This is a genomic window from Microbulbifer rhizosphaerae (genome assembly GCF_014191725.1).
Lineage (GTDB): Bacteria > Pseudomonadota > Gammaproteobacteria > Pseudomonadales > Cellvibrionaceae > Microbulbifer > Microbulbifer rhizosphaerae.
In genome coordinates, this window is record NZ_JACHWZ010000038.1 from 1 (window position 1) to 15353 (window position 15353).

A 15353-nucleotide genomic window follows, 5' to 3' on the forward strand; every position below is an offset into this window, starting at 1 on the left:
AGCCTTTCATGTCCTGACCCGAAGCCACTGACAGAGAGGAACAACGGAAAATGCAGTGCCAATAGTTGACAAGTCAATCCATATCAGGAGCCTGCCCTGCAGGCGAACAACAGGGTTGTTATGTGCCACCGCCTTTTCGCCTGCAGGGCAGGCTCCCACGGGGTCAATTGCATCAGTTCCAGGAGCCGCTGCGTTGGCGCTTGAACCCGGCGGAACTAGGCTTAAAAAAATGGGAGCTGAAAAAAGCCCGCCGGGCCGAGTGGATGCAGAGACTCGAGGAGTATCGCCGCAAGCGCGACTTCACACGCACCCGCGAACCCGCGGGCGAGGCGCACAGTGCCTCGGGTTCGGGGGGCCTCTACGTCATGCACAAGCATGCGGCGAGCCACGATCACTTCGACCTGCGTCTGGAGCAGGATGGCGTTCTCAAAAGCTGGGCACTGCCCAAGGGTCCGAGCCTGGAACCAGGCGAAAAGCGCTTGGCGGTGGAGGTTGAGGACCACCCCCTCGACTATGCCGACTTCGAAGGCGTAATCCCCAAAAAAGCCTACGGCGGCGGCACCGTGATGCTCTGGGATCGCGGCACCTGGCGGGTCAAGGGGCGCCCGAAAAAGGATCGCATCGATATCGAGCTCGACGGCGAGCGACTCAAGGGAAGCTGGGTCCTGACCCGCATGACCGGCAAGAATCAGGACAGGCAGGGGCGCAACTGGTTGATGATCAAGCGCCACGACGACAAGCCGCGCATGGATGCCTCGCTCAGCGTCGACGAAGACAGCAGTATCGCCAGCGGGCGCAGCATGGCGCAGATCGCCGAGGATCGCGACACCACATGGACCTCGGGCCACGCCGAGACTTCGGCCTCTCCCGGCCCTCCCGATCCGTCGGAACTCGACGGCGCCCGACGCGCAAAGCTGCCCCGCGGGATCAAGCCACAGCTGGCCACCGCGGCCCGCGAAGTCCCCTCCCGGGGCGACTGGATCTACGAGATAAAGCTCGACGGCTACCGCCTGCTGGCCCGCGTCGAGCGCGGCGAGGTTCGCCTGATCACCCGCAATGGCCAGGACTGGAGCGACCGTTTTCCCGAGCTGGCAGAGGCCCTGGAGACGCTCCCGGTGTATTCGGCGCTGCTGGATGGTGAAGTTGTGGCGATGGACAGGGAGGGCATCACCCGCTTCGGTCAGCTGCAGGAGGCGCTCTCCAGCGGCCGCACCGCCCATCTCATCTACCAGGTCTTTGACCTGCCCTATCTCGAAGGATACGACCTCGCCGGCGTAGCGCTGCTCGAACGCAAACGCGCCCTTGAGGCGCTGCTCGGTGCCGCCGGTATGAAGGGCGGCACCATTCGCTACTCCGACCATCTCGAAACAAAGGGGGCAGCTTTCTTCGAGCGTGCCTGCCAGATGGGGCTCGAGGGCATCGTCTGCAAGCGCGCCGACAGCCATTACCAACAGCAGCGGAGCCGCGACTGGGTCAAGGTCAAGTGCGTTAGCCAGCGGGAGGAGTTCGTGGTCGGCGGCTATACCGACCCGGGCGGTGCGCGCTCCGGCTTTGGCGCGCTGCTGATGGGCGCCTATGGCGACGAGGGGCTGGTCTACGCCGGACGCGTCGGTACCGGCTTCAGCCAGCGCCTGCTGGAGCGCCTGGGCGAGACCCTGCAGGCGCTGGAAATCGATCGTTCGCCCTTTCACGGCGCCGTGCCGGACAGCCGTTCGGTGCACTGGGTGCGCCCCGAGCTGGTGATCGAGGCGGAGTTCACCGAGCGCACCCGGGACGGTCGCCCGCGCCACCCGGTGTTTCACGGGCTGCGCGAGGACCGCGACCCCCGGGAAATACGCATGACCAATGCCAGGGAGTTGGCCGCCGGCAACGGGGAGGTCGAAGATCGCAAACCCCGCCGCAAGGCCGGCATCGGTCCCCGCAAGGGCGAGACGTCACTGCTCGGCGTACGCCTGACGCACCCCGACCGGGTGCTGTTTCCCGACCAGGGACTGACCAAACTCGACCTGGCGCGCTTCTACGAGCAGATCCAGGACTGGGTCCTGCCGCACCTGGCCCGGCGGCCGCTGGCGCTGCTGCGCTGCCCCGAGGGCCGCGACGGAGAGTGCTTTTTCCAGAAACATCCCCGCGCCGCCATTCCCCAGCGGGTGCCGCGGGTCGATGTGCCCGGGAAAGAGGGCAGCAAGGAGTACCTCTATGTCGAGTCCGCCGCCGACCTGGTCGGCCTGGTCCAGGCCGGCGCGCTGGAGATACACCCCTGGGGCAGCCGCATCGATCATCTCGAGCAGCCCGACATCCTGGTGTTCGATCTCGATCCGCACGAGGGCATCGCCTGGCGGGAGGTCCTGCGCGTCGCCAGGACCCTGCGCGAGCGCATCGAATCGCTGGGGCTCACGCCGTTCCTGCGCACCACCGGCGGCAAGGGGCTGCACTTGGTGGTGCCGCTGGAACCCGACGCCGACTGGGATCGGGCCAAGGCCTTCGCCCGCGCCGTCGCCGAACAGCACGCCAGGGAGGACCCCAAGCGGCTGACGGCCAATATGTCCAAAGCCAGGCGCGAGGGGCGCATCTTCATCGATTACCTGCGCAACGGCCGCGGGTCCACGGCGGTGGCCTCCTACACGGTGCGCGCCCGCAAAAACGCCCCGGTGGCGGTGCCCATCCGCTGGGACGAGCTCAACCCGGCGCTGCGCGCCGACCGCTACAACGTCGGCAACCTGCCCCGCCGGCTCGCGGCCCTGCGCCGGGACCCCTGGGCCGGCTTCAGGGAAGCGGCCCGCCCGCTCGACGCCGGGCTGCTCGAATCGGTGGGCGTGCAATGACCGCAAACGGGAGGTGATATGAGTGAAGCACCCTGGTGGCTGCAATCCGGCCCCGAGATCTGCCAGTTCTGCCTGCGCGCATTCCACCACGAAGCGGGCTATCACTGTCTCCACTGCGACTGGGCCGTTTGTCCGGGATGCGTGGTGGAGCGCTTCGAGAATCGCGAGACGGTGTGTCCACAATGTTACGGGGAGGACGTCTGATGACCGCGCGGGCGATATGGAAGGGCGTGATCCGTTTCGGCGAGGTGAAAGTTCCCGTCAAACTCTATTCGGCGGTGCAGGACCGCAGCGTGCATTTTCGGCTGTTGCACGCAAAGGATCACTCGCCGGTGAAGCAGGCCATGGTCAACCCCGAGACAGACGAGATAGTCCCCTACGCCGAGACCCGTCGCGGCTATGTTATCGAAGGGCGCACCGGCGAAGGCAGCCTGGTGATGTTCGACCAGAAGGAACTCGATGCGCTGGAACCGGAGTCGGAGCGCGATATCGAAGTCATCCGCTTCATGCCGCCTGAGGCGATCGACCACCGCTGGTACGACCGTCCCTACTACCTGGGCCCGGACGGCAGCGAATCAGCCTATTTCGCCCTGGCCGAGGCGCTCGAGCACAGCGGCCGGGAGGGCCTGGCGCGCTGGGTCATGCGCAAGAAATCCTATGTCGGCGCCCTGCGCCTATATAGCGGCGTACCCATACTGATGTCGCTGCGCCACGAGGAGCAGGTGGTGCCGATGGACGCCCTGGAGCCCCCCAAGGGCAAAGCGCTCGATGCCAGGGAACTCGATATGGCCCGCCAGCTTATCGGCATGCTGGAGGCCGAGTTCGAACCCGAGGAATATCACGATGAATACCGCGCCCGGGTGCTGGAGTTGATCGAGGCCAAGCGGCAGGGCAAGAGCGTCAAGGTCACCCCCTTCCGTCGCCCCGAGCCCTCCGAAGATCTGTCCAAGGCCCTTGAGGCCAGCCTGAAGAAGGAGCGAAAGCGTGCCTAGCCAGAGCAAGTCGAAGGACAAGAAGTCGAAGAACAAGGCAGCGGAGCGCAAAGAGAAAAAGCACTTCCACCCCAGCGGCCCTCACTCATTGTGGTCGGGCACCATCACTTTCGGTCTGGTCAGCCTGCCGGTGAACCTCTACCCGGCCAACCGCCCCAAGCCGGTATCGCTGCGCATGGTCGATCGCGACGGCACTCCGCTCACGCGGTGCTACTTCTGCGAGAAGGAAGAGCGTGCGTTGGACAACGACGAACTGGTGCGCGGCTACGAGATCGAGAAGAACGAATTCGTGGTGATTGAGGATCGTGAACTCGAATCGCTGGCTCCCGAGAAATCCCAGGAGATCGACCTCAAGCGCTTCGTCGGCCTCGACGAGATCGACCCGATGTACTTCGAGCGGGCCTACCTGATGACCCCCGATAAGGGTGCCACTAAGGCTTACCGCCTGCTGGCCGAGAGTATGGAGGCATCCGGGCGTGCCGGCATCGCCACTTTCGTCATGCGCGGCAAGGAGTACCTGGTGGCGATCATCGCCGAGAAGGGCATCCTGCGCGCCGAGACCCTGCGCTTCGCCGAAGAGATACGCTCACCGGAGGAGATCGGCCTGCCCGGGGAGCGGGCGCCCGATAAGCGGCGCGTGAAGGCCATGGAGAAAGCCATCGCCGCGCTCAGCCGCGAGACGTTCGAACGCGAGGCGCTACAGGATCTGCAGAGCCAGCGCATCATCGAGCGCGCCGAGGAGAAGCTGGCACGGGGCCAGGACGTGGTCGAGCTGGACGAAGAGGCGCCGGAGGCCGAACTGGAGCGGGGCGGCGAGGTGATCGACCTGATGCAGGTGCTCAAACAGGGCCTCGCCGAGGGGCGCCCGCCCGGAGAGACGGGCCGGGGCCGGCGCGCGCCCTCAAAGGCCGGCGGAAAGGGTAACGGCAAGTCGGCCCGGCGGGGAAAGGGCCGCCGCACGGAATTGAAACAACTCTCGCGAGACGAGCTGTATGAGCGCGCCCAGAAGCTCGATGTCCCCGGCCGCAGCCGAATGAACAAGGCCGAACTGGTGGAGGCAATCGCCACCCGGCGCTGAGGATGCTGATAAAAAGCCGGCACAAAGTTAATGAACGGTGTTCACCAGCGGCTTGTGCGAGCCAATAGGCGCCAGCTCGCGCTGTTGGAAATCGACACGGAGGTACTCGATTGCTATCGGGATAAACTCTTTTCGCGGTGCCCTGTCGACGCCTACCTGGAACGTATGGAGTGCTATTTCAAACTGCTGGAGCTGAAAATCGGCAAAGGGGCGTCGCCGTAGCACTGAACCCACAAAAAGAAGAGCCAGAATAAAGTCGTCGCGTAACGAAAAAGGCGACAACTATCTTGAAAAACGCCGATGGTATGGCGCGCCAAGCGACAATTTTGCGGCGCAGAAAATCCTCGAGGTTTACCCGCGACGACGCTCCAAAAACTGCTGCTGTCCTGGCTCGCTCCAAATTCTGACCCATATATGGTATTTATCGTATATATATTTCCTTTGAAGTTTCGCTTTGTTAGAGTGACCCCGGGTTGCGGAAAATAAACCCTGAATTGAATGCAGTCCAACCGGCCGATCATTTTACCAACAGTAATGATGAGGTTGTCGGCGGAATTTTAATAAAGCCAAATCTTGATTTACCTTGCTGCTTGTGTCTGATCGAACTAGTTTCTAACTATTAGAAGGTGCAAGAATGAGATTTAAGAACAATAAACTCTCAGCAGTTATGGCACTCATTACCTCAGGTGGCTTTGCCGCAATTCCTGGTGAGTCCCTGGCGATGCAGTTAGAGGAATATGTAACGGATCAAGCCGGCGAGCTGGAGGAAGTGTCAGTCGTTGGCATTATGGGAAGTAACAAGCGAGCGCTGGACAAGAAGCGCGCGGCTGACTCAATCGTTGACGGCATTGCCAGTGAGGACCTGGGAAAATTTCCCGATCAGAACGTCGCGGAATCCCTTCAACGCATCACCGGTATTTCAATCAACCGGAGTGGGGGTGAGGGACGCTTCCTGACGGTGCGTGGGTTCGGGCCGGAATTTAACGCGGTGCTCTACAACGGCCGGGTACTGGCAACAGAAAACGCCGGTCGAGAATTCAGTTTCGATGTATTGGCCGCAGAGGTAATCAGTGGTGCCAATGCCTACAAGGCTGGTACAGCAGGCCTGGTTACAGGCGGTATCGGGGCCACCATCGACTTGAGCACGGCAAAACCGATGGATTTTGACGGAGTTAAAACGGCTTTTAGTGTAAAAGATACCTATGACACCCTGGCTGAGGATCACTTCCCACAGATGTCGGGCGTCTATAGCGTTTCTAATGAGGACTTCGGTTTCCTGATCTCTACCACCTATTCTGAAAGAAAGTACCGTGTAGACAATGCTGGTACCGGTGGTTGGATGGAGCGGGACTTGAGTTATGTTCCCAGCCAGGTAGGTGACGCTGATTTTAGCAAGTTGCGCGTTCCAAGGAACATGGACTTTTTCAGTGATATCGGAACGCGTGAACGCCTTGGCGGTACTGGTGTATTCCAGGCGAAGATCACCGATGACATTGAAATGACCGTGGACCTGCTGTATTCCAAGTTTGTCGTCGACTCATCCGTGATGACCAGCGCTAACTGGACCCATGACTGGGGGGAGTTCTTCGATTCCGTCACTGCGGACAAAAATAATACTCTGCTTGCATACTCCTACGACGGTGAGTTTGACTTGGCGTCGGACTTTGTTCAGCAAGAATTCAGTCGCCCAACAGAAACCCGGCAGGTGGGTGTCAATTTGGCATGGGATGTAACGGAAAACTTTATCGTTGATTTTGATGCATCCTATTCGGATGCCAAAAATGATAATCGAGGCCGTGGCAAATTTGTCATTGTCGGTTCGCCAGCGGCCAACCCACGGTATGACTATACCAATGGGGGAAAATACCCGAGGATCAGTCTCGATAGGGGTATAAGCGCGGCAGATCTGCGCAGCCATCAAACTTGGTTTAGCGGCGGTCTTAACGAAGACAGCATTGGCCAGTTTAGCCTCGATGGGGACTACCATTTGCCTTTCGAGAATTTTGAGAAGGTCAGCTTTGGCATTTACGGTTCTGACCGGACAAAAGGCGGCAGTGATACTGGGACCACCGAAGGGGGCATATTCGCCGGATATGGCTATGATTTACCGGATGAACTGTTTACCGCCGTTAGCCAAGGTAGTTTCCTGGATGGCGGGGTTCCATCAACCTGGTTCACTTTTGATCCGATCGAATATGCCGAATATCTCTGGTCAACTGAGCATCTGGATAGAGTTTTTGCGGATTCACCAGAAGAACGGGCAGAAGCGGAGCTGCTTAAGCGTTCCGGCAATCCCTTCCCCCGAGCTAATCGAACTAGCGAGCACGAAGTCGATGAGCAGGTGCTCGAAGCCTTCGTGAAGCTGGACTTCAATGCGGAAATAAGCGACATGGCGCTTTCCGGTAACCTGGGCGTTCGCTATGCGCAAACTGATGTTGCTTCAACCGGTTTTACCTCGGTACTGACAGATATCACCCAAGTAGAGAGCGACCCAACCCTGCTTGATTTGAGATTTACGGATCCTCAAATTGTGACCGTCAAGCATGATTACAGCAATGTATTACCATCGCTTAATTTGAAGCTTGATGTCAATGACGAGCATGTAGCGCGCTTCTCTGCGTCTAAAACCATGTCTCGACCGACCCTGACCCGACTTGGCGTCGGCCTGGGCGGGTATGTGGGGCGTTTGGGCGCCAGCACGGCGTCTGGCGGTAACCCTGAACTGGAACCATTTGAATCAACCAACTACGACTTGTCCTGGTCCTGGTATTACTCCGACGCGAGTTATGTCGGTGCAGCCGCTTTTGTCAAAAAAGCTGAAAATTTCCTGTCCCAGACCACCTTGCCGGAAGACCTGCTGCCGGGCAATCCGTTTGGTGAATTCCAGGTGACGCGGGCACGCAATACGGCATCGGCAACCGTGTCCGGGTTTGAGATTGCGGCGTTGCATAACTTCAGCAATGGTTTTGGCCTGCAGGCCAACTACACCATCGTTGAGTCCGACGATGACTTCGACCCGATTACAAGACCTGAAGAGTTTGCGCTGGAAGGCCTGTCTGACTCTGCAAACTTTATAGCCTTTTATGAAGCCAATGGTATTCAACTACGCGCAGCTTATAACTGGCGCGATGAATACCTGGCGCGGGCCATCGGAAGGCAGAGCCAGGCAGAAATGGTCGAAGCCTACGGCCAGGTAGACTTGAGTGCGAGTTATGACATAAACGATCGCCTCACTATTTATGCGGAGGGGATCAATGTGACCGATGAGAAAACGCGCTCTTTCTCCATCTATAAGGAGCGGCTACTGGACTACAGCGCAACTGGCGCACGCTTCTCATTAGGCTTACGCGCTAACTTCTAATTCTTACACCACACTAGGAACTGTTTAAAGCGAATGAAGAACTTGATCCAGCCAGCGACCAAGAACGGTCGCTGGCTGGATGTCCCCGCAGCCGCATGAGCAAAGCCGAGCTGGTCAAGGCAATCGCCGCCCGGCGCTGACGATGCTCTGCGGAGCGCATCAATGGGAGGTATCCACCTGCGGCGTCGCCAGCGGCACTCGCAGGGCGATGTCCAGCCGCCCGGCAAAGTCCGGCCACACCCCCGGAGTCTCGATAAAGCGATGCTTGCACAGGACCAGCGCCACCAGGCTGTCCGGACTCAGTTGCAGGCCGCTGAAGCGGCGGCCGATCCGCACGCTGATCGCGTCCAGTTCCGCCGCGAACTCCTCGCCCAGCAGTTCGCGCACCACCAGGTTGGCCACCATCGGGTCCATGGGCAGGAGCGGGGTTCCACAGGCGGGCTGCAGCTGGTCGTTGATCTCCTCCAGGGTGCGATGCGCCAGGTAGGCCTCGTCCAGCAAGGCCCCCAGGCCCGTATGTTCCGGGTGTCGCTCCGGTGGCTGGGCGAAGGCGCAGCGGATCAGTTCGCGTACGGTCGTCAGGTCCAGTCCGGCTGCCCCGCACAGGATTTCCAGCCGCTGGAGCCAATCCGGCACAGCCTGGACATAACGGATTACAAAACCGGTGAGGTGTTTGGGGCCGTCGCCCCGGGGAAGGCGAATACTGCGGTGCAGTCCGGGAAGCGAGCGTCTGAGCGCGCGGCAGAAGCGCCCGCTGTGTCGCTCCAGGGTAACCGCGCGATCGATGCATCTCCGCATGATCTGATAGTCATCGTACATCGTTACCACTGTCGAACGGTGGAATCCCCTTTTCCGTTCTTCCGCAGCACCGCATAACGCGAAAAAAAGATTGCCTTGTACCGTCGCTCCAGTTACGTCCAGGATTTGCTTGAAGTGTAGTAGCGATAGAAAAGTAGTAGACCTATAGAGCGAGCGCCAGTCCACAAAAACAGGCTGAACCAGATGCCATGGTTGCCCCAGGAGCGGGTGACCCACCAGGCAGGAAAGAAAACCAGTGCGGTGGCCACGAACATGGTGTCGCGCATCTGCCGGCTCCTGCCGGCGCCGATAAAGATTCCGTCCAGTTGGTAACTCCAAACCGCGACCAGGGGGAGGGCGCAGAGCCACCAGTAAACCCCTTCCGCCTGCTCGAGCACCGCCGGGATATCGCTAAACAGCGGCAGTATCAGCGGCTGGCCGGCTACATAGATAGCGGTGATGGCCGCGGCGCTGGCCAACGCCCAGGTGCCTGCGCTGCGCACTGTGGTATGAAAAAGCCTCGGCGATTTCCTGGAGATCGACTCACCCACCAGGGCCTCGGTGGCGTGGGCGAAGCCGTCCAGCGCGTAGGAAGTCATCATCAACAGTTGCAGCAGAATCGCGTTGGCTGCCAGCACCGCATCTCCCTGCGCGGCGCCCTGGGCGGTGAAAAAAGTAAAGGTGAGCAGCAGCAGGCAGGTGCGCACAAACAGATCGCCGTTGATGCGCAACAGTTCGGTCCAGGGCGCGGGGTCGCGCCAGGGTAAAAAGTCCGGCCGGCACAACAGGCGCACGAGCCTGGAGAATATCGCCGGTTCGACGCGCCCCAGCAGGCGCAGGCCGAGTACAAAGGCCGAGATATCCGCGCACACCGTCGCCATAGCCGCACCGCGGGCACCCAGTTCCAGGCCGACGATAAACACTAAATCCAGCAGGATATTGAGGGCGTTGGCGGCCAGCAGGATAAACAGCGGCGCGCGGCTGTCCTGTCGGCCGATAAAGAACCCCAGCAGGGCGAAGTTGGCCAGCGCCAGCGGCGCGCTCCACAGGCGGATCTGCAAATAGGCCAGCGCGTGGGGCCCGGTCTGCTCGCTGGCATTCATCCAGCGGACTATGAACGGCAGCAGTGGTGAGGCCAGCAGCAACAGTACCAGGCCCAGCACCAGGGCCAGCCCAAGGGCGCGCATCAGCCACTGCTCGCCGCCGTCCCCCGCGCGGGCCACGAGGCCGGTGGTACCCATACGCAGGAACCCGAAGGCCCACAGCAGCATGGACATCACGCTCGCGCCTATGGCCACGCCGGAAAGGTATTCGGGGGAGGGCAGATGGCCCAGGATCGCGGTGTCCACCGCGCCCAACAGGGGCACCGAGATATTGCTCAGGATCATCGGCCAGGCCAGGCCCCAGACGCGGGAATGGGGCTGCTCGGCTACCTGTGACTGCTGCATGTAGAACGTTCTTATGGTTGGCGGTTTAATTGACTTTTCGACGGCGATATGTTCCTTTTAGCCGTGCAGTAGATGCGACAAATAAGTAACAGGTTGTTGGTTGACCCTTCCGGACGACGACATCTGAAGTAAAAAATCTTTGATTAGAATAACAAGTTGCACTGACGGCAGTATCGCGGGGAATCTTCTCCCCGCCCAGTGTATGTAGTCTTGTGTTACTACAGCATGTCCACAATTTTTGTGTGGAATTTCTCTGCGGCTGGCATGCCGGCGGCGGGGGGACTCCAGTTATCCGTGACGGCCGACGGCTGAAGATAAGAATAACGAGTTTCCGCACGGAGACTCGCAACACACGGAGATCTGTAGGCGATGTTGAGAGGCTTCAATCGGCTGTTCGCCTTGCTGGCCACCTCGGTCCCGGCCCATTTCGCGCTGGCGGAAGAGGGGGCGGAGCGCTGGGGGGTCAACATGACCCAGGGAGTAACAGAGGTATCCCGCACCACCTATGACCTGCACATGCTGATCTTCTGGATCTGCGTGGTCATCGGCGTACTGGTGTTCGGGGTGATGTTCTACAGCATGTGGCGCCATCGCAAGAGCAAGGGCTATCGGGCGTCGCAGTTTCACGAGAGCACCGCGGTCGAACTGGTGTGGACCATCATTCCCACCCTGATCCTGGTTGCCATGGCCGTTCCCGCCACCAAGACCCTCTACGATATCTACGACACCGGGGAAGCCGACCTGGATATCATGATCACCGGCTACCAGTGGAAGTGGAAATACGACTACCTGGGCGCCGATGTCTCTTTCTTCTCCAACCTCTCCACCCCCCGAGCACAGATCGACAACCAGCTGCCGAAAGGTCCGGACTACCTGCTGGAAGTGGACGAGCCGCTGGTGGTGCCGGTGGGCAAGAAGATCCGCTTTCTGATGACCGCCAACGACGTAATCCACGCCTGGTGGGTACCGGAGCTGGCAGTGAAAAGGGACGCCATCCCCGGCTTTATCAACGAGGCCTGGACCCGCATCGAAGAGCCCGGTATCTACCGCGGCCAGTGCGCCGAACTCTGCGGCAAGGACCACGGCTTTATGCCCATTGTGGTCAAGGCGGTGCCGGAGGCGGAGTACACCGCCTGGCTGGGCGAACGCGCCGAGGCCGCGGCCAAGGCCAGGGAACTCACCGAGAAGACTTTCACCTTCGACGAACTCTACGCCCAGGGTGAGAAAGTCTACAACCGCACCTGTGCCGCCTGCCACCAGCCCAATGGCCAGGGGGTACCCGGCGCCTTCCCGGCCATCGCTGGCTCCAAGATCGCCACCGGTCCGCTGGAGGGCCACCTGAATATGGTGATCAACGGCTCGCAGAAAAACCCGGCGATGCAGGCGTTCGGCGAACAGCTCTCCGAGGTGGACCTGGCGGCGGTGATCACTTACCAGCGCAACGCCTTCGGCAACGACATGGGCGATACGGTCCAGCCCATCGACATTCTCAATTTTAAGAATAAGCAGTAAGCGCGGAGAGGAAATTCAGTATGGCACACGGTCCTCAACCTGGATTCAAGCGGTGGCTCTACACGACCAACCACAAGGACATCGGCAGCATGTACCTGTGGTTCAGCTTCGCGATGTTCCTGCTCGGCGGCTGCATGGCGCTTGTGATCCGCGCCGAGCTGTTCGAGCCCGGCCTGCAAATCGTGCAGCCGGAATTCTTCAACCAGATGACCACCATGCACGGCCTGATCATGGTGTTTGGCGCGGTGATGCCGGCCTTCGTCGGCCTCGCCAACTGGATGATCCCGATGATGATCGGCGCTCCGGACATGGCGCTGCCGCGTATGAATAACTGGAGTTTCTGGATTCTGCCCTTCGCCTTCACGATGTTGGCTTCCACGCTGTTCATGGAGGGCGGTGCGCCTAACTTCGGCTGGACTTTCTACGCTCCGCTGTCCACCGAGTATGCGCCGCCGAGCGTGACCTTCTTCATCTTCTCCATCCATATCATGGGTGCCAGTTCGATCATGGGCGCGATCAATATCATCGCCACCATCCTGAACATGCGCGCGCCGGGCATGACCCTGATGAAGATGCCGCTGTTCGTGTGGACCTGGCTGATTACCGCCTACCTGCTGATCGCCGTGATGCCGGTACTGGCCGGCGTGGTGACCATGATGCTGATGGATATCCACTTCGGTACCAGCTTCTTCAGTGCCGCCGGTGGCGGCGACCCGGTGCTGTTCCAGCATGTGTTCTGGTTCTTCGGTCACCCGGAGGTGTACATCATGATCCTGCCGGCGTTCGGAATCGTGTCGGCGATCATTCCCACCTTCGCGCGCAAGCCGCTGTTCGGCTACAGCTCCATGGTGTACGCCACCGCGTCCATCGCCTTCCTGAGCTTTATTGTGTGGGCGCACCATATGTTTACCGTGGGGATGCCGATTGCCGGTGAGCTGTTCTTTATGTACGCCACCATGCTGATCGCCGTGCCCACCGGGGTGAAGGTGTTCAACTGGGTCAGCACCATGTTCCGCGGCTCCATGAGCTTCGAGACACCGATGCTGTTTTCGGTGGCATTTGTGATCCTGTTTACTATCGGCGGATTTTCCGGGCTGATGTTGGCGATCGCACCGGCGGACTTCCAGTACCACGATACCTATTTCGTGGTGGCTCATTTCCATTATGTACTGGTGCCCGGCGCCATCTTCTCGATCACCGCCGGCGTTTACTACTGGCTGCCCAAATGGACCGGCAACATGTACAACGAGACCATGGGCAAGGTGCACTTCTGGCTGGCATTCATCGGCCTCAACCTGACCTTCTTCCCCATGCATTTCGTCGGCCTCGCCGGCATGCCGCGGCGGATCCCCGATTACGCGCTGCAATTTGCCGATTTCAACCAGATCGCCAGCATGGGCGCCTTCCTGTTCGGCGCCGCGCAGCTCGTGTTCCTGTTCAATGTGATTCGCACGGTGCAGGGCGGCAGGAAGGCCACCGACAAGGTCTGGGAGAATCCGGAGGGGCTGGAGTGGACGGTGCCTTCGCCCGCTCCCTACCACACCTTCAGCACACCGCCGGCCGTGCGTTGACGGGGCTGTGATCGATGCGGTGGAGTGAAAACGCAAAAGTAACGGTCCAGATGCTGGCGCTCGCCGCCGGCATGCTGGTGTTCGCCGTTTTCATAATGCCGCCGCTGTACGACGCCTTTTGCGAGGTTACCGGCCTCAACGGCAAGACCGGCGGCCGCTACGAGGCGGTGCCCGCGGCGGTGGACGGCAGCAGGCTGGTCACCGTGCAGTTCCTTGCCAGCAACAACGAAAACATGCCCTGGAGCTTCAAGCCCAGTGTGGTTTCAATGAAGGTACACCCGGGAGAGGCGACGGACACCGTCTTCCTGGCCGCGAATCCCACCGGCCGGGACATGGTCGGCCAGGCGATACCGAGTCTCGTGCCCTTCAAGGCCGCGGGGTATTTTCACAAAACGGAGTGCTTCTGCTTCAACCAGCAGATACTCAAGGCGGGAGAGAGCGCGGAGTTGCCGCTGCGCTTTATCGTCGATCCGGACCTGCCGCCGAGCGTCAATACCATCACCCTTTCCTATACGCTGTTCGATGTCACGGAAAGAGTTAAACCTGAATCTGTAGCTTCATTGCGGCGCAGAGCACAAGCTCTTGACGCCATAGCGAATTTTCCTCAGTCGGCCGTAATCGCGGATACGCCACTCCCTCGGAAAATCCACTATGACGCCAATATCTTGCACTCTGCATCCGCCCTGAAGCCACAGATTCAGGTTCCAGGCAATAACAACAAATCCGACCCCCAGCGAGAGGGATAAAAAACTATGGCCAGTGAAAGCAGCTACTATGTGCCCGAGCAGTCCCGGCTGCCCATATTCGCCACCATCGGTATGTTTATGACCGCCTTTGGTGCCGCCAATTGGATCAACGGCGGCAGCGCCTATATTTTCTTCGCCGGCGCCCTGGCCTTGGCGACGGTGCTCTGGTTCTGGTTTTCCGCGGTCATCAAGGAGAATATGGCCGGCCTGAACAGTGAGCAGCTGAAGCGCTCCTATGTGTGGGGCATGGGCTGGTTTATTTTTTCCGAGGTGATGTTCTTCGCCGCCTTCTTCGGAGCCCTTTACTATATCCGCACTTTCGCCCTGCCCTGGCTGGGGGGAGAGGGCGATCGCGGAAGCTCCAATATGCTGTGGCAGGGTTTCGAAAACACCTGGCCGCTGATGGTGACTCCGGACGCCGCCGCCAACGGCGACGCGGCCCGGTTTGTCGGCCCGAAAGATATTATCGATCCCTGGCACCTGCCGCTGATCAACACGGTAATCCTGCTCGCCTCCAGTGTCACCGTGCATATTGCCCATGTGTTCCTGAAGAAGAATAAGCGCACCGGTTTTAACCTGTGGCTCACCGCCACCGTTGCTCTGGGTGCACTATTCCTGTTCTTCCAGGCAGAGGAATATTACGAGGCTTACCAGCACCTGGGCCTGACCCTGGAATCCGGTATCTACGGCACCACCTTCTTCATGCTGACCGGCTTCCACGGCGCCCATGTGACCATGGGTACCATCATGTTGCTGATTATGTTGCTGCGCTCGGTGATCGCCCAGCACTTCAAGCCGGACGATCATTTCGGTTTCGAAGCGGCCAGCTGGTACTGGCACTTTGTGGATGTGGTCTGGGTGGGCCTGTTTATTTTCGTCTACGTACTCGGCGCCTGACGAATTGTTGTAGGAGCGGCCGTTTGGCGCGATCGGGCCCGATAGGGGCCCCCCGCCCCGCCGACAGAGAGACGGGATTAGTTATTATAACCCCCCCGCGCCCGAATTGAAAAGAGAGCACAATAAAA

General features: G+C 59.9%; 12 protein-coding genes. 10 read left to right on the forward strand and 2 right to left on the reverse strand.

Annotated elements, in window-relative coordinates; translation table 11 throughout:
- The first annotated feature begins 263 nt into the window (after window positions 1-263).
- The 6 genes from ligD (at window position 264) to FHS09_RS21725 (ending at window position 8253) form a co-directional block, all read left to right on the forward strand.
- Window positions 264-2822, forward strand: coding sequence for a DNA ligase D (ligD, locus tag FHS09_RS21700; protein ID WP_183463889.1), 2559 nt, complete (start codon window positions 264-266; stop codon window positions 2820-2822).
- 18 nt (window positions 2823-2840) lie between these two features.
- On the forward strand, window positions 2841-3026 hold the full coding sequence (locus FHS09_RS21705; protein ID WP_183463891.1) for a hypothetical protein: 186 nt from the start codon (window positions 2841-2843) through the stop codon (window positions 3024-3026).
- Entirely contained in the window at window positions 3026-3814 is a 789-nt protein-coding gene (ku, locus tag FHS09_RS21710) for a non-homologous end joining protein Ku (protein WP_183463893.1), read from the forward strand. Before FHS09_RS21705 ends, ku (FHS09_RS21710) begins: the two co-directional genes overlap by 1 nt.
- Complete coding sequence (gene ku, locus FHS09_RS21715) at window positions 3807-4892, forward strand: non-homologous end joining protein Ku (protein WP_183463895.1); 1086 nt, start codon at window positions 3807-3809, stop codon at window positions 4890-4892. The genes ku (FHS09_RS21710) and ku (FHS09_RS21715) overlap by 8 nt, the downstream gene beginning before the upstream one ends.
- 30 nt (window positions 4893-4922) lie before the next feature.
- Entirely contained in the window at window positions 4923-5114 is a 192-nt protein-coding gene (locus FHS09_RS21720; protein WP_221192189.1) for a hypothetical protein, read from the forward strand.
- 412 nt (window positions 5115-5526) lie between these two features.
- Window positions 5527-8253, forward strand: coding sequence for a TonB-dependent receptor (locus FHS09_RS21725; RefSeq protein WP_183463899.1), 2727 nt, complete (start codon window positions 5527-5529; stop codon window positions 8251-8253).
- A gap of 159 nt (window positions 8254-8412) precedes the next feature.
- On the opposite strand, the gene FHS09_RS21730 is transcribed toward FHS09_RS21725, so the two are convergent.
- Both FHS09_RS21730 and FHS09_RS21735 read right to left on the reverse strand, forming a co-directional pair.
- A complete protein-coding gene (locus tag FHS09_RS21730; protein ID WP_183463901.1) occupies window positions 8413-9072 on the reverse strand; it encodes a hypothetical protein in 660 nt (219 codons plus the stop codon).
- Window positions 9073-9164: 92 nt separating this feature from the next.
- A complete protein-coding gene (locus FHS09_RS21735; RefSeq protein ID WP_246395237.1) occupies window positions 9165-10499 on the reverse strand; it encodes an MATE family efflux transporter in 1335 nt (444 codons plus the stop codon).
- Between the two features lie 369 nt (window positions 10500-10868).
- Here FHS09_RS21735 and coxB point away from each other — a divergent pair, with 369 nt between their 5' ends.
- Genes coxB through FHS09_RS21755 form a run of 4 tightly spaced genes read left to right on the forward strand, consistent with a single transcriptional unit; the run spans window position 10869 to window position 15225 of the window.
- Complete coding sequence (gene coxB, locus FHS09_RS21740; protein WP_183463903.1) at window positions 10869-12011, forward strand: cytochrome c oxidase subunit II; 1143 nt, start codon at window positions 10869-10871, stop codon at window positions 12009-12011.
- A gap of 20 nt (window positions 12012-12031) precedes the next feature.
- On the forward strand, window positions 12032-13582 hold the full coding sequence (gene ctaD / locus FHS09_RS21745) for a cytochrome c oxidase subunit I (RefSeq protein WP_183463905.1): 1551 nt from the start codon (window positions 12032-12034) through the stop codon (window positions 13580-13582).
- A gap of 14 nt (window positions 13583-13596) precedes the next feature.
- Complete coding sequence (locus tag FHS09_RS21750) at window positions 13597-14328, forward strand: cytochrome c oxidase assembly protein (RefSeq protein WP_221192190.1); 732 nt, start codon at window positions 13597-13599, stop codon at window positions 14326-14328.
- A gap of 6 nt (window positions 14329-14334) precedes the next feature.
- On the forward strand, window positions 14335-15225 hold the full coding sequence (locus FHS09_RS21755; RefSeq protein WP_183463907.1) for a cytochrome c oxidase subunit 3: 891 nt from the start codon (window positions 14335-14337) through the stop codon (window positions 15223-15225).
- Window positions 15226-15353 lie beyond the last annotated feature (128 nt).